The sequence below is a fragment of the Pantoea sp. PvP021 genome, from assembly GCF_054056055.1.
Map to the genome: position 1 here is coordinate 789,827 of NZ_JBSRXX010000001.1, position 22,811 is coordinate 812,637.

A 22,811-nucleotide genomic window follows, 5' to 3' on the forward strand; every position below is an offset into this window, starting at 1 on the left:
CGCTGACTTATTGTTGAGCCAGCAGCTGACGCAACCGGTTGTTGTCTTTGGTTGAGAACGCCTCGACATTCTCTTTGGTGATCAGCGCCTGGGGTGTCGAGACAACGCGCGACAGTTTCTGTCCATTGATCAGCCGGATAATGACGTCCATCGCCACTTCACCGGTCAGCACCGGGAAACTGTCGACCGTGCCGGTCAGCTCGCCGCGCTTAATCGAGGCGTAGGCATCGGAAATACCGTCAGTGCCAAAGATGGCCACCTGTGATGCTTTGTTCTGCGCGCGTACCGCCTCCACCACGCCCAGCGCCATGGTGTCGTTGTTGGCGTAGAAGCCGATTAAATCAGGATGCTGCTGCAGAATGGTCGATGCGGCGTTAAAGGCCTGCTCGCGACTCCAGTTAGCGGGCACGCTGGCCACGATGGTGAACTTACCGGCGCTGTCCAGCGTCTCTTTAAAGCCACGGGTGCGCTGTCCGGCGGCATAAACCCCTGGCTGCCCTTCAATCACCGCCACTTTGCCGCCCTGCGGATGGTGCTGAATAAACCATTTCGCCACCCGCACGCCATTGTCCTTCTGGACGTTGCCGACGTAGTAGCGCGCATTCGGCATCACCGCATCATTAACGTTCACCACCGGGATATTTTTACTGTTGGCACTCTCCAGTGCAGGCTCCAGGTTGATATCGGTCTGCGGCGAAACCAGCAGGCCGTTAAAGCCCTGCGAGATCAGGGTTTCCGCAATGGAGAGCTGACCAAGCTGATCGTCTTCATTGGCCGCCGCCTGATAAGCGACAGTGAAACCATACTTTTTCGCCGCGTTCTGGTAGCCCTGGCCGAGTGAGCGCCAGTACTCATTGGTCAGGGTTTTCGATACCCCGCCAATCTTCAGCGACTTATCGACTTTTGGCAGTGCGCCATATTTGGTGTCGAGCTGGGTCCAGTCGGTGCGATCCGGTTCGGTATCGGATTGCAGCGGTGCCAGTTCTGCCGCATAAACCGTGCTGCAGAGCAGTGAGGAGGCGATAAGAGAAAGCAGGCGTTTTTTCATTTTTTATTCTCAGGGTGTTGGGTAGAGGTGTGATGTTTTTATGATTAATCGGCTGTCAGCGCGCCAGCATGATGTCATTGACGATCTGCTGAGAGGCCACCGCATCCTGACGCTCAATGGCCGCCAGTAACGCCGCGTTGTCGTGCAGCTGGTCACAAAGCCTCAGCAGACGAGTCACGGTCGCAATATTGCTTTCTGCCTCACGGATCGGGTCAAGACCGCTGGCATCCGGGAAGGTATCGAAGTAGTAGGCACCGCGATAACCATCACGCTGCATCTGCCAGAGAAACTCCAGCGTGGCGCGTGGGTTAACTGAGCCGACCATCAGGCCGTCATCACGCTTGCCCCAGCCGTCATTAAGGTCCAGCCCCAGCAGCCGTGAGCGGCGCGCCACCATGGCGGCGGCGTAAGCCGGGATCTCATTGGCAAACAGTACATGAGCAAAATCCAGGGTGATCCCCAGGTTGGCGCAGCCCGCCTCTTCCACGGCCAGCAGACAGGTGGTGGCGTTGGGAAAGATGCTGTAGGCGCGTGGCTCATTGGGTTTATATTCGATGCTGACGTCAACGTCCGGTGCATACTCCGCCACTTCACGCACGGCGCTGACCGCATCCTCCCAGATCTTCTTATAGTCCGCCTGGAAGCAGTAATCGAAACCGTCCTGCCCCATCCACAGCGTCATCAGCCGTGAACCAAATTCCCGACCCGCGTCAATGCCCCGTTTGGTCAGCTCAATCGCTTCGCGACGCACTTTCGCGTCGGGATGGGTAAACGCGCCGATTTTGAACTGTGGCGCGTCCCAGCGCATCTGCATACCGTTAACGGCCAGACCCGCATCACTGATCGCCTGGCGCAGTGTGGGGATATCGCTGGTGAGATGTTGCGGAAAGTTGAGGTCGAGATGCGTTAAGCCTTTGACCTTGCCTGCACGGGCAACCATCTGCAGCACAGAGGGCTTGCCCTGCTGATCGGGCCAGTAGAGGTGCGCCCCCGAGGCGAAAGAGTTAAGACGGGTAGCAAATTTCAGTTCCGACATGAGCATCAATCCTTCAGAGTGCGTATTGTGAAGTACTTTTCGTATTCACGATTAATTGTGAAGTCATATATTAATCTACGCCTCGCGGCTTAATGCGCAAGTCTGTCAGGCAGGAGAAATCATTAAACCGGGAGCGCTGTCACGAAATGGTTTCGATGCGTTATCAGATGATGTGAATGCGGAGATGAAAGAATTAAGATGAAATACAACAGGTTGTCGCGCGAAGCCGGGTGTGAGATCTGGCAGGCAGAGGTGTGAAAAAAGCTGAGCGCCAGGGTGGCGCTCAGCGGGTCGGTTTTTTAAAAAATCACTTCAGACGGAAAGCGACAACGCTGTCGCCCGCCGTGGTACCGAGCGAGCCGTGGCCGCCCGCGGCAATCACCACATACTGCTTGCCATCTTTGCCCATAAAGGTGGATGGCGTGGCCTGCGCACCCGCGCTCAGTTCAGTCTGCCACAGCAGTTCGCCGGTGGTGCTGTCGTAAGCACGGAAGAAGTTATCTGCCGTTGCACCGTGGAACACCAGATCACCCGCCGTCAGCAGCGGTCCGCCGTGCGCCACCATGCCCATCGGGAAACCGAGCGGGAAGCGGCCAGGCAGGAAGCTGGTCTTGAGGTTTTTGGTGGTGCCGACGCGACGCAGCCATTCGGTTTTGCCGGTGGTCAGATCCACACCGACCATCCGTCCCCACGGTGGCGCGATGCAGGGAATACCCAGACCCGACGCCATCTGCTGGATGTGGATAGCGTAGTCACCGTGGAAGTTCTCATTCCAGTACGGCGTACCATCTTTGGTGAAGGTACGCTGGGTTTCGGTTTCCGGCGTGCGTCTGATGAGGTTGTATTTGTAAGCCAGGCGCACCGGTGCCGCAATCAGCATCTGACGCTGTGGATCAACCGCTACTGAACCCCAGTTAAACACCCCGATGTTGCCCGGGAAGATCAGCGAGCCTTTCTCCGTTGGTGGCGTCCACGGGTTACCGTCATAGCGCAGCTCACGGAACGTGGTGCGGCAGGCCATCTGGTCAAACGGCGTAATGCCCCACATTGACTTCTCAGTCAGCGGCTGCGGAATGAAGTTCAGGCTTGAGACCGGCTGAGTCGCCGCATACTGCTCGCCTTTAATACCATCCGTGGAGACCTTAACCTGCTCTACCGGATAAACCGGTTTGCCGGTCAGGCGGTTCAGCACAAACAGGTTGCCGGTTTTGGTCGGCAGGATCACCGCCGGTTGCGGTTTGCCCTGATAGTTGATGTCCACCAGCGACGGCTGTGACGGGTTATCGCGATCCCAGAGGTCGTGGTTTGAACTCTGATAGCGCCATTTGAACGCACCAGTTTTCAGATCCAGTGCCACCAGCGCATCACGGAATTTTTCAGTGTTGCTGGCAGGATCGCGTTCAAGTCCCACTTCATCCGGCGAGGCGTTACCAAACGGCACATAGACCAGGCCGTTTTTCAGATCGGCGCTCAGGGTGGCCCAGGCGACCGGGGTATCCTGCGGATAGGTTGCCCCTTCAGCGACCGGTGCGGTGTTATCCGGGTTAGCCGGATCGAAGTTCCACACCAGACGACCGCTGACGGCATCATAGGCACGGATCACACCTGATGGGTTACCGCTGTTGAAGCCGTTATCCATCACCGAACCGCCGACAATCACCAGGTTGCCCGCCACCAGTGGCGCGGCAGTCTGCATCAGCGCGTGCGGACGCACCTCGCCCATGTTGGCGCGCAGATTCACCACACCGTTGTCACCAAAGTCAGCACAGGCTTTACCGGTATCGGCATCCAGCGCCAGCAGGCGGGCATCGGTAGTGGCATTGAAGATACGCTTGCGGCAGATGGCCGGCGATGCGCCCGTCTGCGCCTGCGCCTGCTGACCGGCATCGAAGTAGCTCACGCCACGACAGGTCTGGTGCTGCTGCAGATAAGAGCGGTTTTTATCCGGCGTCGTTTTCCACTTCACCGCACCGGTTTCCGGGTCAAGGGCATGGACTTCGTTGTGCGGCGTACAGAAGTAGAGCATGCCGTTGGCTTTCAGCGGTGTCGCTTCAAAGGTGTATTCGGTCGCATCGTCACCCTGACGCAGATCGCCGGTGTGATAGGTCCAGGCCACTTCCAGATCTTTCACGTTATCTTTAGTGATCTGCTTCAGCGCCGAAAAGCGCTGGCCATCTGTGTTTCCGCCATAGGCGCTCCACTCTTCAGCGGCACCGCCGGTCGCAGAGGCGTTGCGCGGCGTATTAATGGCGCCCTGCTGCGGCAGCGGATCGTAGAAGCAGAGACCGATGACCAGCAGCACCATCAGGACGACGGAACCCCCGAGGAAAGGATGGAAACGACGCTGCCCCTGATAGAGCGGACGCACCACCCACGGCAGCGCCAGCCAGAGACCCAGCACGCCAAACAGGTCGCCGCGCGGGATCCACTGCCATTTGTCGAAGCCCACTTCCCAGATAGTCCAGAACAGAGTGATCCACATCAGCAGCGCATAAAGCGTCAGCGCACTGCGTTTGTTCATCAACAGCAGAATCGCGCTGAGCAGAACGCCCACGCCCATCAGCGCATAGAACGCGCTGCCTCCTGCTAGCAGGAGTTGTCCTCCCATGTAAATCAGGGCGATAGCAAATATCACCATGATTATACTGGTTATTTTATTGATCATGATCCATCCTCGGGTCATTAGCGGCAATTGAAAGGTTAAGCTGGAAACATAAATTCAACGAGATTTTAACTTACGCACGAAATATGTAAAAACGTGTATAAGCGTTAATCATTAGAAATATTTATTATAAATGTCACCTGTTAATGCGGTCAGGCCGCTTTTTTTACTTTCTGAAGGGCTGATTACGGGATATCCATCACAAAAAATTAACCATAGGCTGCTAACGACCGCACCTTTTGTTCAAAGGCGATTAATTAACAGACAAGCCGCCCTTCTGTAACGCCAGCTAAAGTGTGCCCGACGAAAGATTTTCAGAGTCAAATAATCATAATGGTTTATTAACTCTGTTCTGAAATAACTCTTATTGCTGAAATCGGGAATGTTACTGCCCTGCTGTTATTCTTGGCGGCTTCATCAACGCTGGTGCGGTGTCGCTGCTGTTCAAATGATTTAATTGTGCCAGCCTGAACGCGTTTTTTATTATTTTCCTGAAAAATAACACTCAGGAAATAGATTAATGAACAAAGGGATTTTGCCGATGAAAACGATTTCAGATATTCCGTAGCATGACGCTTATTTTATCTGTGATATATATCAGCTCTCTTATATTCGTTTATCCGGCCAGCAGGCGGGATTTTTCTGGCAGCAATAAACCAGGCAGGTTAACTATGACCGCACTTCATGCTATTTATCGCAAGTTTCGTTTCCCTTTTAAGTTTCTTAATGCTGCCATTCGCTATCCTGCCGCGCAGGCACGGGTAAAGCGTTATTCCGTCATGTCGATAGAAGAGACTGTCGATCTGTTATTACGTAACACACAATTATCTCTGGCCCGTTATGGCGACGGTGAACTGGAAATGACCTGGTATAAAAATATCGGTTTCCAGCCATTTGACCCGAATCTCTCTGCACGACTCAAAGCCTTGCTGCAGCAGGATTCAGGAGCCAACCCGAACTGTCTGATCTGTCTGCCGGATGCCTTTCGCACCACCCGTAATATGCGGAGCGGGTCGGCCCTGTTCTGGTTCTTCCATAAATCATTTTATTTTAAATATTATGAGGCTCTGCTGAATAAACAGTACCAGTATGGAAATACCTCGGTGACCCGTCCCTATCACGATTATAAAGGCAAGCAATTATCCCGGACGATATTTGATAAGTTTAAACAGCTCTATCAGGGCCGCCGGGTATTAATTGTGGAAGGCAGTGGAACGCGCCTGGGATTAGGCAATGATTTACTGGAGGGAGCCAGCGAAGTGAAACGTATTACGACGCTGAACCGTAATGCCTTTTCCGTCTATGATCGTCTGTTTGATACCGTTTTAAAGAATGCCGTCAACTTTGACCTGGTCTTGATTTCATTAGGGCCGACCGCAACCGTGCTGGCATATGATTTAAGTCAACACGGTATCCGCTGTATTGATAGCGGCCACGTCGATATTGAATATGAGTGGATGCTGGCCAGTGCCACCAGCAAAATAAAAGTGGACGGAAAAAACGTCAATGAGGCGGGCGTACTGCTGAGTGAACAGACTACGGTGGCAGATGCGACTTATCAGCAGCAGATTTTACAACACGTTGGCGAAATACCCCAGGTCGGGACGGCTGATACAGAAGCAGTCACGGAAGCCGTGGTTATCCCGCTGCCACACGTCAGCCCCAACCATCATAACGCCGCCTGAGCCTCACCACCGACAGGCAGCGGCTGCACCGCATTGAAGCGCAGGCGAATTATTAGCGGGATCAGTTAACCCCCTTCGGAGCGGGCTCAGGGGCCCGAATTCTGTGCTTGTCCGCTGTTTGCCGGATAAATGCCCTTTCCGGCATCAATTTTGCTTCTGCTCTCCTGAGACATTCAATCAGGAGAAGTGAGATGACAACCAGCCGTTACCGTTACACCATATTTTCACTGCTGTTCCTGATCGCCCTGATCAACTACATCGATCGCGGTGCCCTGTCGTTTGCGGCTAACGCCATTGCGGCGGAATATCACTTCAGCAAAGTCCAGCTCGGAGCCGTGCTGGGCTACTTTGGCTTTGGCTATCTGTTTGGTTCGCTGTGTGGCGGCTTTCTTGCCGACCGTATCGGCACGAAAAAAGTCTGGCTGCTGGCAGGCGTACTCTGGTCGCTGCTGGAGATCGCCACCGCCTGGGCGGGGGAACTGGGCATGGCGCTGTTTGGCGGATCCGCCATTATGGGCTTTGCTGCCCTGCGCATCATGTTTGGTTTTTCCGAAGGCCCGGCCTATGCGCTGATGAACAAGGCGATTGCTCACTGGGCACCCGATAATGAGCGCGGCTTTGCGCTGGGCATCGGCCTGCTCTCGACCCAGGTTGGCGCGCTGCTGACCGCCCCGATTGCGGTGGGCCTGCTGCTGCTGACCCATGACTGGCGCATGATGTTTATCCTGCTCGGTGTTTTCTCCCTGCTGGCGATGGCGCTGTTTGCCCGCACCTTCAGCGACAGCCCGGAGAAAAGTCCACATACCAATGCCGCAGAACGTCAGCTTATCCAGACCGGTCAGCGCCGCAGCGCGGGCGACAGCGTACCACTGCCCTGGTGGCGCTTCTTTACCAGCCGCACCCTGGTCTGCAACGCGCTGGGCTACTTCTCATTCCTCTACATCACCTTTACCCTGGTGACCTGGATGCCGAAATATCTGCAGGATAATTTCCATTACGACCTGCACTCACTGTGGTACGTCGCGATGATCCCGTGGAGCGGCGCCTGTATTACGGTGCTGCTGGGCGGTCGCATTGCCGATGCCCTGCTGGCTCGCTTCCGTAATCTGCGTCTGGCGCGCAATCTCTTTGCCGCCGTCACGCTGTGCGGCACCGCCTGCTGCTTTATGGCGATCCCCTATGTGCAGTCGGCTGCGGGGATTATTGCACTGATGACCCTGGGCAATGCGCTGAATGCACTGGTAAACAATGTCTACTGGTCGGTGGTGATTGATGTCACCCCTAAAGCGTCGGTGGGCACCTACAGTGGCATGACGCTGGCGATAGCCAATCTGGCAGCGATTATCTCTCCGATGCTCTGCGGCTGGCTGGCGGAATATTACGGCTACAACGCGATGTTTACCGTCACCGCGCTGATCGCCTTTGGCAGTATGCTGGCAATGACACTGCTGCAACCGGAGAAGCCGCTGGTGGCAGAGGCGCAGACCGGCGCAGCGGACGTTTCTGCCGCCTGATCTTAAAAGAGGATTTCCTGACACGCGGGTGATCACACACCCGCGAAGAGTGACACTCCCTGAAAGGCAGCCGCTCAGGCGGCCTGACCTTGTTATTGGGCGGGATAAATTGACTGTTCGGGGATGCCCCGACGATCCCAGCGGCTGGCGATCAGCCATAACAGTGCCGTCGCAAACCAGCCGATGATCCACGAGACATCATTACCGGCAAAAATCCAGGTTAGCGATCCATGGTGCAGCGGATTATCGATAAACGGCAGTTGCACCAGCACGCCCAGAAAATAGACGGTAATACCGGCCAGGTTCCAGCGTCCATAGCGCCCGTCCGGCTGCGACAGTGCCGGGACATCAACCCTGCCCCTGGTGATCAGATAGAAATCGGTCAGGCTGATCGCGCTCCACGGCACAAAGAAAGCCAGCAGAAACAGCAGGAAGTGGGTGAAGGATTTCAGAAAGGCCGGTTCACTGAGCAGAGCAATGACGCAGGCCAGTGTAACCATAAGCACCACAAACAGAATGCGCCCGCCCCGACTCAGCGTGGTTTGCTGACGGAAACCAGAGACAATGGTGGTCAGTGACATAAAACTGCCGTAGGCGTTCAGCGTGGTAAACGTGATTTTTCCAAAGCAAATGGCGAAATAAATCACCATGGCCATGGTCGCCGTGCTACCCATGCTCACGATGTAACCGACCTCATTGCCTGCAAACGCACTTCCGGCAATGGCAGCGACAATCACCCCCAGCGTCATTGAAGCCTGCGTGCCAAGTACGGTGCCAAAAAAGACTGAGCTGAAGAGTTTCTTCGCGGAGACATCAGCTGGCAGATAGCGTGAATAGTCAGAGACATAAGGACAGAAGGCAATTTGCCAGGATGAAGACAGGGAGACCGCCAGCAGGAAATTTGCCGGGGTAAAGTGCTGATTCTGCCACACGGCTGATAAGTCATGCGCAGAGAACAGCGTGATAAACATATAAGCAAAGGCTAAAACGCCAATGACGCTCGCCAGCTTGCCCAGTTGATGAATCACGCGATAGCCCAGCACCGCAATGATCACGATGAGGATGCTGAACAGGATCATCCCGGTTGAATGACTGACATGGATAAGTTTAGCCAGCGCCTGCCCGGCTAATACTGTCCCGCTGGCTGAAAATCCCACATACATAATGCACACCAGCACCAGAGGAATAACTGCACCAAACACGCCAAACTGCATACGGCTGGTGATCATCTGCGGTAAACCCAGGCGCGGACCCTGGATCGCATGCAAAGACATGATCGCTGCACCCAGAATCTGCCCCACCAGTAAGCCGATAAGAGACCACACGACGTCTCCACCCAGCACCACGGCCAGCGCACCCGTGACAATAGCCGTGATTTGCAGATTGCCACCAAACCAGAGCGTGAACTGGTTAAAGGGATGACCATGACGTTCACCCAACGGGATGTAATCAATGGAGCGGGTTTCTGACAGGCCCTGTTTCTCTGAGCCTGAATAATCTGATACAGATGATTTGACCGACATAGATTCCTCGCTGGAACAGTGAGAGACGTGTTGACTGAAAGCGTGATTTGCCCAATCCAGGGTTGAGAGTACATGTCTATACAAGCAGCGATATTGTCATGCGCATCGGGAAGTTACAAGGCAACCGGTCATTGGAAAATGTGATGATATCGACAGGCCTGTCATGATGGGGCAGGAAAGGATGAGGGAGCGCGGGGACCTGTTTCCGGGGGATAACGCCCTTATGGCGGGGCGTAAAACGGGAGTAAGGCATTTTGTTCGATCACCGCTACAGGCGACAGCGATGATCGGGTAACGCGTACGATGTCAGGCCTGTCAGTTTCAGAGTGTGCGGAAGAGGAAAAACCCTGACGGTTACCCTTCAGCAACCACCCGCTGACGATGACAGTCGGCCGGTTCCAGTTTTTGCCCCTGTGAAGAGATAACCTCCAGGCGCGGCAGCGGCTTTCCTTCCGCATTATCCAGCAGCACGGAGTGGGTTTCGCCCTTCTCAAACAGGTAACGCTCGCCCCACTGGCGCATCGCGACCACAACCGGAAACAGCGAACGGCCTCTTTCGGTCAGGACATATTCGCTGTAGGCGCTGCCGTCGGAGGCCGGCGCAACCTCAAACACCCCTATCTCCACCAGCTGCTTCAGGCGTGACGCCAGGATATTTTTCGCCAGCCCCAAATTCCGCTGGAAGTCACTGAATCTGCGGACGTCATCAAAAGCTTCACGCACGATCATCATGCACCAGCGCTCACCTATCGACTCCAGGGTTCTGGCGACCGGACACTCGCTGGTTCTCAGGGATTCCTGCTTAGCCATGCTCTTCTCTCACGCTGCCTGTCTCATGATGGCAGTTTAGCCACTCCGAAAAGAAGTTGCAAAAAAAAACCAGCCCGGTTAAAGATATCGCCAATCCAGTTTCAAATAAAAACCAGAAAGGAAAGCAACATGACCTGTACGATTGGCAAGGCGCGTGATCCTGAAGCCGATTCGCCCCCAGCCGCGATCCCGGTGCTCTCGTCCCGGATGATCTTTTTGTTCTCACTCACCTCTGCGCTGGCGGTCGCCAATGTTTACTCGGCACAGCCTCTTCTGGAGTCGATCGCCGCCAGCCTGCAGGTTTCCACCGGCACCATTGGCACAGTGGTAACGGCCACGCAGAGCGGCTACGCCCTCGGGCTGGTCTTTCTGGTGCCGCTGGGCGACTGCGTGAACCGCAAAAAACTGGTGATTACCCAGTTGTTGCTTTCCGTGCTGGCGTTAATCACTGCTGCGGTTGCGCCAGACCTGATGACGCTGCTCTGTGCAATGCTGCTGGTGGGATTAATGGCGGTGGTCACGCAGCTGATGGTGGCGTGGGCCGCCATGCTGGCATCGCCAGAACAGCGCGGACAGGTGGTGGGCAGCGTGACCAGCGGCATCGTGATCGGCATCCTGCTGGCGCGGTTTGTTTCCGGAATGATTGCTGACCTGGCGGGCTGGCGGGCGGTCTATCTGACGGCTGCCTGCCTGTTACTCCTGATCTCGCTCATCCTGGCGAAAGTGCTGCCCGCCACAGCAGGTCAGACGCGGCGCACATCTTATCCTCACCTCTTATTGTCTGTTTTCCGTCTCTTCCTCACGGAACCGCAGCTGCGCAGACGCGGGATCCTGGCGCTGCTGATTTTTGCGGCCTTCAGTATGCTCTGGTCTTCGATGGTACTGCCACTTACCGGCCTGTCACTGTCACACACCCAGACCGGGATGTTCGGCCTGGCCGGACTTGCCGGTGCGCTGGCGGCCTCCAGAGCAGGCGCATGGGCTGACCTGGGCCTGGGGCAGCGTGCCACCGGCTTAGCCCTGGCGTTGCTGACCTTCTCCTGGCTGCCGATAGCCGCGCTTCACACCTCGTTACTGTTGCTGATTTTCGGGGTGATCCTGCTCGATTTCGCCGTCCAGACGGTACATGTGATTAATCAGAGCCTGATCGTGGCCGCCCGACCCGAGGCGGCAAGTCGTCTGGTGGGCGCCTATATGTGCTTTTACTCGCTGGGCAGTGCGCTGGGGGCCATCGCCGCCACTCAGCTTTATACGCACTGGGGATGGCAGGCTGTCTGCTATGCCGGTGCAGCGGTCAGTGCCTCTGCCTTTTTCTGCTGGTCCGGAGTTCGTCACTCATGAAATTAACGCATCTGCTGCTCGCCGTCATGATCACCGCCATCTGGGGGGTTAACTTTTCCGTTATCAAACTCGGCCTGCAGGCGGTCGACCCGTTTATCCTGGCAGGTATCCGCTTTACGCTCTGCGCTCTGCCAGCCCTGTTCTTTATAAAGAAACCGGACGTGCCGTGGCGTTACCTGATTAGCTATGGCCTGGTCTTCGGGATTGGCCTGTGGGGTCTGGTGAATCTGGGGATTAAAACCGGACTGTCGGCGGGCATCGCCTCGCTGCTGCTGCAGTTCAGCGCCTTCTTCACGCTGCTGCTCGGTGGCTGGGTATTTAAAGAGCGTCTCAGCCGCTATCAGATCGCCGGGTGTGCGCTGGCCTGCGCCGGTCTGCTGAGCATTTTTTTCATTACCGATGGCTCAGTGACGTTTTCCGGCATGCTGCTGGTGCTGGCAGGCGCGGTCGCATGGAGTATTGCCAATATCATCAATAAAAAAGCGGGCACCCGGCAGGTTTTTGCTTTTCTGGTCTGGTCGAGCGCCTTTGCACCCATTCCACTCTTCCTGCTGGACGGGCTGGTCAATGGCAGCGCGGGCTATCACGCACTGTTCACCCAGCTGGATGTGAAGGCGGTGTTGTCGATACTGTTTCAGGTCTATCCCAATACCCTGCTGGGCTACTGGGTGTGGAACTGGCTGCTGAAACACTATCCGGTTTCTACGGTCGCGCCACTGTCGCTGCTGGTACCGGTGTTCGGCATCCTGGGTTCAGTGGCGATATTTGGCGAAACGGTTTCACCTCAGAAAATCGCCGCGCTGCTGCTGATCGTCGCCGGACTGGCCGTCGGGCTCTATGGCCAGCGGGTTGTGCGCTATTTCGGCGTACAAACCGGCTGACGGCGCCGTGGGGTGGCTATGCACCGTGCCGCTGGCAGAACGCTTCGATGTCACCGTGCTGAAAATCGGGCAGATTCGCCAGCAGTTTCTCCAGGGGCCAGTTCCACCAGGCAATGCGCTGGAGACGTGCGGCGATAGCCGGTGTAAAGCGCACCCGCAGTGGCCTGGCCGGAACACCGCCCACGACGCTGTAGGGCGCGACGTTTTTCGTCACGACTGCACCCGCAGCCAGCACCGCACCATCTCCAATGGTGACGCCAGGCAGCACAATTACGCCGTGACCTATCCACACATCGTGACCGATTATCACCCGATCGGCGCGACGGGCGGAAAAGAAGCCCTGATCGCGCCGGGCGTCGGGGTGGTAATACTCCGGGCAGTAGGTAAAGCGATGCTGGGAAGCGCGGTCCATAGGATGATTCGGCGCGCCAATGCGCACCTGATTAGCAATGGCGCAGAAGCGCCCCACCTGGGTATCGGCCAGGCAGCAGTGTTCACCGACATAGGAGAAGTCACCCAGCTCGCTATATTCCAGCGTGCTGTGCGCCAGGATCTCACACTGCTGACCCACAGTGGTTTCGCGCATCTTCACACTCTCATCAATCCAGGTGTGCGCTAATCGGGCGGGCATAACGGCGGCAATGGACATAAAACTCCCGGTCTGGATAAGCAGCGCCCCGGCGGCGTGCTTTGCCGCACCACCTTACCCGCCTCCGATGACAGAGAATTGACAAAGAAAAAAGGCGGAGTGGTTAGCTCCGCCTTGTTTCAAGTTCCGGTTAACCTGCGTGACCGGTCAGTTGCATAAGGGCAACGATGATCTGCAAGATGACCCGGATAAGATCCAGAATCAGCTTAGTCAGTTCCATCACTTTCCTTCTCCTTTTACAGGAGCGCGCTGTTCGGCAACCAGGGCTTTGACTCTACCCGCCGGGCGCCTAAGCACATCTTTGTGGAGAGAGCTGAGCGGCACTCATGGTTAAAGCCACAGGCCAGCACCACCTGATGCCTGCCGGGATTTTAAAACCGTGCCCCTGGGAGCGGCCAGTCGACAATGAGGCGATGCTCAACACTCAACACCTGTATAAACATACAGCATTTTGGCGAAACTTGAAATCCTTAGCCGCACATTTTACAATCTTGTTTGTGGAGAGTGCTGAGCACCTCGTTCGCAGCGCGGTTACCAGCCGGGTAGCGAACAAAAAATAAAGGATTTGGCGAAATGCCAAATCCTTTTTTTATGCCTGCTTTCTGCTTAAAAAAGCAGCGCAATGCTTACTTTGCGGCGCTGATTCGCCACACGGTATTACCCGCATCGTCAGCAATCAGGACACCGCCCTGTTTGTCGCTGGCCAGACCGACCGGTAATCCACGCACCTGCTTTTCGTCGTCCGTCAGGAAGCCCGAGACCACCGTCTGCGGCTGACCCACTGGCTTGCCGTTTTCAAATTTCACCCACACCACTTTGTAGCCATTCAGCGGCGTACGGTTCCAGCTGCCATGTTCACTGATAAACGCACCGCCCTGGTATTGCGGCATGTTATCTGCGCCGTAGAACAGCAGCCCCAGCGGAGCGACATGCGAACTCAGGGCAAAATCAGGCTTAATCGCTTTCTCAACCAGATCGGGACGCTGCGGTTCGGCACGGGTATCCACATGCTGACCAAAGTAGCTGTAGGGCCAGCCATAGAAGCCTTTGTCCTGCACTGAGGTCATGTAGTCAGGCACCAGATCGGAGCCGATTTCATCACGCTCGTTGACGATGGCCCACAGTTTTCCGCTCTGCGGTTCCCACTGTAAACCGGTCGGATTGCGCAATCCGCTGGCGTAGATCCGGCTGGCACCGCTGGCCGCGTCCACTTCCAGCACCGCGGCGCGGCGATACTCTGCGCCAATGCCGTTCTCGGTGACGTTACTGTTGGAGCCGACACCCACATAGAGCTTGCTGCCATCGGGGCTGGCCAACAGCGCTTTGGTCCAGTGGTGGTTAATCGGCCCGCCCGGCAGTTCCGTCACCTCTTCAGGCGCGGTGCGGATCTCCGTCTCCCCTTCGCGATAGGGGAACTTCACCAGGCTGTCAGCATTCGCGACGTAAAGCGTATTCCCAATCAGCTGCATACCAAACGGCGAGTGCAGATTCTCAATAAAGCGGTGCTGCTCCCATTTGCCATTGACGTTGCGCAGCAGCGTAATCCGGTTGCCGCCAGCGCCGCCCTTACCTGACGCTTTCTGCACAATGCCCATAATCAGCTGTTTAGGCCGGGTAGTGGGTTTGGCCGGGCCGTTGGATTCCGCCACCAGCACATCGTTATTCGGCAGAACATAAACCTGACGCGGATGCTGCAGATTGTCAGCGATCTTTTCGATTTTCAGCCCGTCAGCCACTTTTGGCATTTCGCCCGCTTTCCATGGCGTGCCTTCCGGCACCTGCATCGGCGGCATAAAGAAGTTCTGTGCCTGCGGCAGTTCGGGATTCGGTCCGATCTGCTTTTGCGGATCGACCAGCGCACCATCATCACAGCCTGCCAGCAGTGCTGTCAGGGTAAGCGCGAGCAACGTTTTATGCGGTATCTTCATGGTGGCTCCTCCTTAAGCGCTACGCTGACGTAACGCAAGTTGCACATTCGCCAGCAGCAGCAGCGCTACCACCAGCGTCGAAAGCGTCACGCCCAGCGGGATGACAGCGGCGGCATCACGGCTGTGAATAAACGCATTGACGATAGCGATCACAATCGCCACCAGCCAGAGCCAGAAATGACTCTTTTCCGCACTGTCACTGCCGCGGAACAGATAAACCAGCGCGATGAGTCGCGGCACAATCGCCAGTATCAGTCCCAGCGCAATCAGCCAGCCTGCGGCATCCGTCCAGAACAACACAAAGGTCTGGCTATAGAGAATATCGAACAGCCAGGCCGCGACAAAAAAGCCCAGCGGCACCGGCTCCAGCAGAGCGTACAGCGTCACGGCAAAGGCCGATCTTCCCAGGGTATTGCGCATGTTTCTCTCCATTTTTAACGTGAATGCGGACCGCGTCAGACGTCGCGCTGCTCAGAGCAACTGACTCCGCGCCTGTAAAAGATTAGTAAATCTGAAGAGAAACAGAGGGTTTATTCAGGAGGAATTGCAAATCAGGCGGATGACGTCCCTGTCATCGCCGGTCTGTCAGGGTTTATCAGCGGGTAAAGTGACCCAGTATCCTGGCTGATAAGGCAGCGGCAGGAACTTCTCGTGGAACGTGCGGAAGGTGGCGTCCGGATCCAGATCGGCAAACAGATCGGGATGCAGCCATTTCGCCAGCGCCTGGATAGCCACAAACTGGTAAGGGCTGTCGTAGAACTGATGCCAGATGGCGTGGACATTGCCGTTGTGCGCCACCGGCAGGGTTTTAAAAGCATCGCGCATCATCAGCCCCTTAAGACGCGCGGTAGCCTCGGTGACATTGGCACCCGGACCGACGCCGACCCATTTTCCCACGGTATTGTAATTCTTCCAGTTAGCGCCGGTCACTACCACCACATCCGGCTGGCTGGCGATAATCTGTTCCGGGTTAACGGTGCCGAAGGTGCCAGGGATCAGATCTTTAGCGATGTTACGACCGCCCGCGATCTCGACCATCTGACCAAAGTTTTCATTGCCAAACGACATGCAGCACTCGTCGCTGTAGCCGCCTGCACGGTCAATCATCACTTTCGGGCGGTAGCCGGTAAAGTTCTTCAGACGCGAGGTGACAAGGTCAATCTGCTGCTGGCGGAAGGTGATAATTTCCTGGGCACGCGCCGGTTTGTTCACCAGTTCGCCCATGATGCGGATACTTTTCTCCGCATTCACCATCGGCGCTTCGCGGAAATCGATAAACACCACCGGCACGCCTACTGCCTGCAGTTTTTCAATCAGCTTGCCTTCATCGGTGGCGGCTTTGGATTCCAGATTCATCAGCACCAGATCGGGCTTCAGGGTTAACGCCTGCTCGACGTTGAAAGTGCCATCTTTCGCCCCGCCAAAGGTCGGTAATTTTTTAATTTCCGGATAGCGTTTTTCGTAAGCCTGATAACCGTCCCAGTCCGCTTTCGGGAAGTCGTCACGCCAGCCAATCACCCGTTTAAATGGGGCATCGGGTTCAAATGCCGCCAGCAGATACATCTGACGGCCCTCACCCAGAATGATGCGTTTTGCCTCCTGCGGCACCTCGACCTGACGGCCTGCGACATCGGTAATCAATTTGGCCGAAGCCGTCCCTGCCAGCGTGAGCAGCCCCAGCGCTAAAAACCATTTTTTCATTGTAAAAACCCGCACAAATGATAATGAGAATTATTAATGTAAAGCGGCGTTACTATCACCTAAAACAGGGGTCAGGGGAAGTCATCCGGTTAAATGTTTTTTGCGGCGGGGTTAACTGGCGGAGTTTCGCTCAAAGAGATCCCTTAAGAGGAAAAAGCGCAGCGTGTCGCTGCTCACAAAACGGTCAGCTTTCGTGAATATGTTCACAACACCCTGGGCAGTTGCACACATATTAGCCATTAATCGTATCGTTTTGGCTAATGCGTTAATGAATTGTGAAGGCTAGATTGAAAATGAAACAGCGTTTTAATAATTCATCAGGACAGACTGCCACAGGAGCTTAACCGTGAAGATCAGCGCCATTGATGTCACCCTTTTTACCTATCCCACCCAACGCTGCGCCGACAGCGCCGGACACTCCCACCCTGGCCCGGAAAATGATGCGCAGATGGCGCTACTGACCCTGACCAGCGAGGAAGGCGACTGTGGTTACGCCTTTGCGCCGCCGGAAGTGGTGCGATCCCATGTGGTTAATGCCTTTTTCCGCAAAGTGCTGATCGGTCAGAACGCCTTTGACCGGGAGCGTCTCTGGCAGGATCTGGTGCACTGGCAGCGCGGCAGCGCCCATCAGCTCACCGAGCGGGCGCTCTCCGCTGTGGAGCAGGCATTGTTGGATCTGATTGGACGGAAGCTGAAACAGCCTGTCCACAAACTGCTGGGCGGCTATCGCGAGAAGATCCCGGCTTACGGCAGCACCATGTGTGGTGACGAGCTGAGCGGTGGATTATCAACGCCGGATGAGTATGCGCAGTTCGCGGAAAAGCTGGTGGCGCGCGGATATCAGGCGATCAAGCTACACACCTGGATGCCGCCGGTCTCCTTCGCACCCAGCCCGGCGATGGATATCAAAGCCTGCGCGGCGGTGCGTGAAGCGGTGGGCCCCGATATCGCGCTGATGCTGGATGGCTACCACTGGTACAGCCGCAGTGACGCGCTGACCATCGGCAAGGCGCTGGAAAAGCTTAATTTCGCCTGGTTCGAGGAGCCGATGGAGGAAGAGAGCATGGCCTCTTACGCCTGGCTGGCCGAAAACCTTTCTATCGACGTGCTTGGTCCGGAGAGCCTGGGCGGTAAACATCACAGCCGCGCCGACTGGGTGCGTGCCGGAGCCTGCGACATTCTGCGAGCCGGTGCCAACGGCGTAGGCGGCATCTCGCCCACCCTGAAAGTGGCGAATCTGGCTGAAGCCTTTGGCATGGATTGCGAAGTGCACGGCAACGGTGCGGCCAGCCTGGCGGTGGTCGGGGCGATCCGTAACTGCCGCTGGTATGAGCGCGGCCTGCTGCATCCCTTCCTGGATTATGAAACACCGCCCGCCTACCTCAACAGCCTGATCGACCCGATGGACGATCAGGGATTTGTCACCCTGCCCACCCACAGCGGGCTGGGTGAGGATATTAACTTCAGCTGGATTGAGACGCACACGCTGAACCGCTGGTAAATCGCACTACCGAAGTACGGCAAACAATAATAACCCCGTCGCCCGCCTGCTGCCTGCCATCCCGGTGGCCAGCAGCAGGCAGAGTCGTAAACGGGAAAACCTCTGACCTGCTGGACTTTACCTATGACCCTGACACAACGATGTGGCGCGTGGCTGATCACGCTGCTGGTGCTGACGGGCAGCGCGTCAATCCAGGCAAAGACCCCGGATGACCAGCTGATCGTCGGCATGAATATGAATAACCTGCTCACCCTGGATCCGGCCGCTATGACCGGCAACGAAGTGGTCGGCATTGTCGTAAATCTCTATGACGGACTGGTCGAGCTGAACCCGCAGCAACTCACCGAGGTGCGCCCGGCGCTGGCGGAACGCTGGTCAGTCAGTCCGGATAACCGCACCCTGACTTTTCACCTGCGCGACAACGTCAGGTTTCACTCCGGCAATCCGCTCACCAGCGCCGATGCGGTCTGGTCGATGCGGCGGGTGCTGCATCTGAACCTGGCGCAGGCGTCGGTGTGGAAATCGTACGGCTTCAGCCACGACAATGTTGACCAGATGATTACCGCGCCCGACGACCGCACACTGGTGATCACCCTTCCCAGACCTAACGATCCGCAACTGGTGATCTACTCGCTGGCGGCGCTGGGCAGCATGGTGGTGCTGGACAGCAAAACCGTGCAGCAGCATGAGGTGGATGGCGACTGGGGCAACCGCTGGCTCACCACCCATGAAGCGGGCTCCGGCCCGTTCCGGCTGGATGTATGGCAGGCAAAAGATGTGCTGCGCATGAGTCGTGCGGCTGATTACTGGCGCGGCGAGGCGAAGATGTCGCGGGTGGTGTTCCGCCATCTGCAGGAGTCGCAGACCCTGCGGCTGATGATGGAGAAAGGCGATCTGGATATCGCCAGTAACATGGCGATCCCCGACGTGCGCGCCCTGCGGCACGACCCCGACCTCACCATTGATGCGGTAAGAAAAGGAACGATCTACTACCTGGCGATGAGCATGAAAGATCCGCACTTCGACAATATCAAAGTGCGGGAGGCGGTACGCTACCTGGTCGATTATCAGGGCATCAATAAAAGCCTGATGACCGGCTATGGCGAGCTGCATCAGCGCCCGATTCAGGCTGGCATGCCCGCCACGCTGCCCGATCCCGGTTACCGGCTCGATGTGCCGCGCGCCCGCGCACTGCTGGCTGAAGCGGGTTATCCGGACGGCTTCGACACCACGCTGCGGGTGCTGGCCGATCAGCCCTTTCTGAACATCGCTATCGCGGTGCAGTCGACGCTGCTCCAGGGCGGGATCCGCGCAAAAATCATCACCGGCACCGGTAACCAGATCTATGGCGCGATGCGCGATCGCCAGTTCAGTCTGCTGGTCGGGCGCGGCGGCAGCGGCGTGGAGCCACATCCCCACTCCAGTCTGCGCGCGCTGGTCTATAACCCGAATAATGCTGACAGCGCCCGGCTAACCAACTTCCAGGGGTGGCGCACCGGTTTCTACGACGCACAGCTCAACAGCATGATCGATCAGGCGCTGGTAGAGCGCGACAAAACCCGCCAGCAGCAGGCCTATTACGCCATCCAGCAGCGCTATGACCAGCTGGTGCCTGCACTGATGCCGATTTCACAAATGCTCGACTCCGTGGTGGTCAGTAACCGGGTGCAGGCTTATCAGCCGCATCCCTCAGCGACCACCTTCCTCCGCGATGTCTGGAAAACCCCTGAAGCCAAAGCGGGAGGCACCCTATGATCCTGACCCTGACCCGAACTCAGTGCCGCCGCATCAGCCATCGCGCGGTGCAGGTAGTGATTACCCTGTTCGGCCTGCTGCTGCTGACCTTTTTTATTGGCCGGGTAATGCCGCTGGATCCGGTGCTGGCGATTGTCGGCCCCGACGCCGATCAGGCCACCTATCAGCAGGTTTATCACCAGCTCGGCTTTGATAAACCGCTGTGGGTGCAGTTTGGCATCTACCTTAACGCGCTGCTGCATGGCGATCTCGGCCATGCGCTGCTCACCGGTCAGCCGGTGGTGCATGACATTGTGCGCGTCTTTCCGGCAACCGTAGAGCTGGCCACGCTGGCGATTGTGATTGGCGCAGGACTGGGCGTGCCGCTGGGTGTGCTGGCGGCGGCGCGTCGCAACAGCGTCATCGACTATGTGGTGCGGATGCTCAGCCTGGCCGGTTACTCCACCCCAATCTTCTGGGTCGGCATGATTGGCCTGCTGCTGTTCTATGCCCATCTCGGCTGGGTCGGCGGCGCAGGTCGGGTGGACTTCAGCCTGGATGGCATCGTGCCACGTCGCACCGGCTTTATGCTGATTGACGCCCTGCTGGCGGGCAACAGCCAGGTATTCTGGAATGCGCTGAATCATCTGGTGCTGCCCGCCTCGCTGCTTGGCTTTCACTCCATGGCCTATATCAGCCGCATGACGCGCAGCTTTATGCTCGCGCAGATGTCGCAGGAGTTCATTCTGACCGCGCGGGTCAAAGGCCTGACTGAATGGCAGGTGATCTGGCAGCACGCCTTCCGCAATATCCTGGTGCAGCTGCTGACCGTGGTGGCGCTGGCCTATGGCTCGCTGCTGGAGGGCGCGGTGCTGATTGAAACCGTCTTCTCCTGGCCCGGCTTTGGCTCCTACCTCACCGGCAGCCTGATGCTGGGCGATATGAATGCGGTGATGGGCTGTGTGCTGGTGGTGGGCCTGATTTTTGTGCTGCTTAACCTGATCTCCGACCTGCTCTATCAGGTGTTCGATCCGAGGACCAAAGTATGACGATCTCTTTTGACGCTGGGTCTGTGAGTCATTCCCGTGAGCGGCTGGTGCGCTGTCAGCGTTTTGCTGCCCGCTGCGGCTATTTCCTCTGGCGCATGGCCTGTAATCCCCTGACCGCGATTGGTGGTGGCATAGTGCTGGTGCTCTGCATCGTGGCGCTGTTCGCGCCCTGGATCGCGCCGTATCACCCGCTGGTTCAGGATCTGAACAATGCGCTGACGCCTCCCGGCGCGGCCCACTGGTTCGGCACCGACGAGTTTGGCCGGGATATCTTCAGTCGCCTGGTGTGGGGCGCACGCATCACGCTCTACATCGTGCTGCTGGTATCGGTCACCGTCGGGCCGCTGGGCCTGCTGCTGGGCGTCACCGCCGGTTATTTTGGCGGCAAAGTCGACGGCGTGCTGATGCGCGTCACCGATATCTTTATCTCCTTCCCGAGCCTGGTACTGGCGCTGGCCTTTGTTGCCGCGCTGGGGCCGGGTCTGGAGCATGTGGTGATCGCGATTACGCTCACTGCCTGGCCACCCATAGCCCGTCTGGCCCGCGCTGAAACGCTGTCGCTGCGTCAGGCGGACTTTATCTCGGCGGTGCGCTTACAGGGCGCGTCGCCGTTGCGGGTGCTCTGGAAGCACATTATTCCGCTCTGCCTGCCGTCGGTAATTATCCGCATCACCATGAATATGGCGGGCATTATCCTCACCGCCGCCGGGCTGGGGTTTCTTGGGCTGGGCGCGCAGCCGCCGGATCCGGAATGGGGCGCGATGATCGCCAGTGGCCGCACCTACATGCTGGAGTGCTGGTGGGTGGTGACCGTTCCCGGTCTGGCGATCCTGATTAATAGCCTGGCATTTAACTTCTTAGGAGATGGCCTACGTGACCTGCTCGATCCCCGCAGTGAGTAACGCCTCGCCGTTGCTCGACGTGCGCGATTTGCACGTGAACTTTGTTAACGGACGCCAGATAACCCCGGCGGTGCGTGGCGTCTCCTTTCAGCTCGGTCAGGAGAAGCTGGCGATTGTCGGTGAGTCCGGCTCCGGTAAATCGACCGTGGGTCGCGCCCTGCTGCAGCTGCATCCGGCTAAGGCGCGCATTGAGGCGAGCCGGATGCAGTTTGGCGATATCGACCTGCTGCACGCCAGCCCGGCAGAGATGCGCGCCATTCGTGGCAAACGTATCTCGATGATTATGCAGGACCCGAAATATTCGCTGAATCCAGTGATCCGGGTTGGCGAGCAGATTGCCGAAGCCTGGCGCAGTCACCATCGCGGCCAGAAATCGGCGGCACGTCAGCGGGCGCTGGCGATGCTGGAGGAGGTGCAGATCCGCGATCCTGAACGGGTATATCAGCTCTATCCCCATGAGATTTCCGGCGGTCAGGGGCAGCGCGTGATGATCGCCATGATGCTGATCACCGAGCCGGAACTGGTGATTGCCGATGAGCCCACCTCTGCGCTGGATGTCTCGGTTCGCCTGCAGGTGCTGGCGCTACTGGATGATCTGGTGAAAGCGCGCGGTCTGGGACTGATTTTTATCAGTCACGATATCAATCTGGTGCGCAGCTTCTGCGATCGGGTGCTGGTGATGTATGCCGGGCGCGTGGTGGAGTCGCTGGCCGCCAGCGAACTTGACCGCGCGCAGCATCCCTACACCCAGGGACTGCTGGCAGCACTGCCCGACCTTGATCGGCGGCGCACGCGTCTGCCGGTGTTACAACGTCACGCCAGCTGGCTAACTGACTAAGGAGTTACG

The 22,811-nt window shown here is 57.1% G+C and carries 18 protein-coding genes; 9 read left to right on the forward strand and 9 right to left on the reverse strand.

The genetic code is table 11. From position 1 onward, the window contains the following. Positions 1–7 precede the first annotated feature (7 nt). The 3 genes from ACVKSX_RS03590 to ACVKSX_RS03600 form a co-directional block, all read right to left on the reverse strand. On the reverse strand, positions 8–1,048 hold the full coding sequence (locus tag ACVKSX_RS03590; RefSeq protein ID WP_010670140.1) for a sugar ABC transporter substrate-binding protein: 1,041 nt from the start codon (positions 1,046–1,048) through the stop codon (positions 8–10). Positions 1,049–1,103: 55 nt separating this feature from the next. After that, complete coding sequence (locus ACVKSX_RS03595; RefSeq protein WP_010244956.1) at positions 1,104–2,084, reverse strand: TIM barrel protein; 981 nt, start codon at positions 2,082–2,084, stop codon at positions 1,104–1,106. Between the two features lie 307 nt (positions 2,085–2,391). After that, complete coding sequence (locus ACVKSX_RS03600) at positions 2,392–4,749, reverse strand: membrane-bound PQQ-dependent dehydrogenase, glucose/quinate/shikimate family (protein WP_354438363.1); 2,358 nt, start codon at positions 4,747–4,749, stop codon at positions 2,392–2,394. 668 nt (positions 4,750–5,417) lie between these two features. Between ACVKSX_RS03600 and ACVKSX_RS03605 the strand changes: the two genes are divergently transcribed. Further along, on the forward strand, positions 5,418–6,431 hold the full coding sequence (locus ACVKSX_RS03605) for a GT-D fold domain-containing glycosyltransferase (protein ID WP_187493056.1): 1,014 nt from the start codon (positions 5,418–5,420) through the stop codon (positions 6,429–6,431). A gap of 191 nt (positions 6,432–6,622) precedes the next feature. Further along, positions 6,623–7,945, forward strand: a complete 1,323-nt coding sequence (locus ACVKSX_RS03610) for an MFS transporter (protein ID WP_010670137.1) — start codon at positions 6,623–6,625, stop codon at positions 7,943–7,945. 92 nt (positions 7,946–8,037) lie between these two features. Here ACVKSX_RS03610 and ACVKSX_RS03615 read toward each other — a convergent pair whose 3' ends face one another. Further along, positions 8,038–9,468: a purine-cytosine permease family protein gene (locus tag ACVKSX_RS03615; RefSeq protein ID WP_010670136.1), complete on the reverse strand. Its 1,431-nt coding sequence runs from the start codon at positions 9,466–9,468 to the stop codon at positions 8,038–8,040. A 354-nt stretch (positions 9,469–9,822) separates the two neighbouring features. After that, a complete protein-coding gene (locus ACVKSX_RS03620; RefSeq protein ID WP_010244971.1) occupies positions 9,823–10,278 on the reverse strand; it encodes a winged helix-turn-helix transcriptional regulator in 456 nt (151 codons plus the stop codon). Between the two features lie 129 nt (positions 10,279–10,407). On the opposite strand from ACVKSX_RS03620, the gene ACVKSX_RS03625 reads away from it, so the two are divergent. Together ACVKSX_RS03625 and ACVKSX_RS03630 are read left to right on the forward strand one after the other, a co-directional pair. Further along, a complete protein-coding gene (locus tag ACVKSX_RS03625) occupies positions 10,408–11,619 on the forward strand; it encodes an MFS transporter (protein WP_354438366.1) in 1,212 nt (403 codons plus the stop codon). After that, complete coding sequence (locus ACVKSX_RS03630; protein ID WP_022625667.1) at positions 11,616–12,500, forward strand: EamA family transporter; 885 nt, start codon at positions 11,616–11,618, stop codon at positions 12,498–12,500. Before ACVKSX_RS03625 ends, ACVKSX_RS03630 begins: the two co-directional genes overlap by 4 nt. Before the next feature lie 16 nt (positions 12,501–12,516). On the opposite strand, the gene ACVKSX_RS03635 is transcribed toward ACVKSX_RS03630, so the two are convergent. The 4 genes from ACVKSX_RS03635 to ACVKSX_RS03650 form a co-directional block, all read right to left on the reverse strand. Beyond that, positions 12,517–13,149, reverse strand: a complete 633-nt coding sequence (locus ACVKSX_RS03635) for a DapH/DapD/GlmU-related protein (RefSeq protein WP_010244979.1) — start codon at positions 13,147–13,149, stop codon at positions 12,517–12,519. 626 nt (positions 13,150–13,775) lie between these two features. Then, the gene (locus ACVKSX_RS03640; protein ID WP_122888891.1) at positions 13,776–15,077 is read right to left on the reverse strand and encodes a PQQ-dependent sugar dehydrogenase; all 1,302 of its coding nucleotides are present in this window, start codon (positions 15,075–15,077) and stop codon (positions 13,776–13,778) included. Between the two features lie 12 nt (positions 15,078–15,089). Next, positions 15,090–15,497 (reverse strand): hypothetical protein, encoded by a 408-nt coding sequence (locus ACVKSX_RS03645; RefSeq protein WP_010244987.1) that lies wholly within the window; start codon positions 15,495–15,497, stop codon positions 15,090–15,092. A 165-nt stretch (positions 15,498–15,662) separates the two neighbouring features. Further along, positions 15,663–16,778, reverse strand: a complete 1,116-nt coding sequence (locus ACVKSX_RS03650; RefSeq protein ID WP_033771754.1) for an ABC transporter substrate-binding protein — start codon at positions 16,776–16,778, stop codon at positions 15,663–15,665. A 346-nt stretch (positions 16,779–17,124) separates the two neighbouring features. On the opposite strand from ACVKSX_RS03650, the gene ACVKSX_RS03655 reads away from it, so the two are divergent. From ACVKSX_RS03655 to ACVKSX_RS03675, 5 genes are all read left to right on the forward strand, one after another. Then, positions 17,125–18,279 carry a mandelate racemase family protein gene (locus ACVKSX_RS03655; protein ID WP_354438368.1) on the forward strand — a complete coding sequence of 385 codons (1,155 nt, stop codon included), beginning with the start codon at positions 17,125–17,127 and terminating at the stop codon, positions 18,277–18,279. 123 nt (positions 18,280–18,402) lie between these two features. Then, positions 18,403–20,034, forward strand: a complete 1,632-nt coding sequence (locus tag ACVKSX_RS03660; RefSeq protein WP_346463736.1) for an ABC transporter substrate-binding protein — start codon at positions 18,403–18,405, stop codon at positions 20,032–20,034. Beyond that, a complete protein-coding gene (locus tag ACVKSX_RS03665; protein ID WP_263054012.1) occupies positions 20,031–21,062 on the forward strand; it encodes an ABC transporter permease in 1,032 nt (343 codons plus the stop codon). Before ACVKSX_RS03660 ends, ACVKSX_RS03665 begins: the two co-directional genes overlap by 4 nt. After that, entirely contained in the window at positions 21,059–21,964 is a 906-nt protein-coding gene (locus ACVKSX_RS03670; protein WP_159226419.1) for an ABC transporter permease, read from the forward strand. The genes ACVKSX_RS03665 and ACVKSX_RS03670 overlap by 4 nt, the downstream gene beginning before the upstream one ends. After that, a complete protein-coding gene (locus ACVKSX_RS03675; RefSeq protein WP_010245006.1) occupies positions 21,936–22,802 on the forward strand; it encodes an ABC transporter ATP-binding protein in 867 nt (288 codons plus the stop codon). Before ACVKSX_RS03670 ends, ACVKSX_RS03675 begins: the two co-directional genes overlap by 29 nt. The last annotated feature ends 9 nt before the right edge of the window (positions 22,803–22,811 follow it).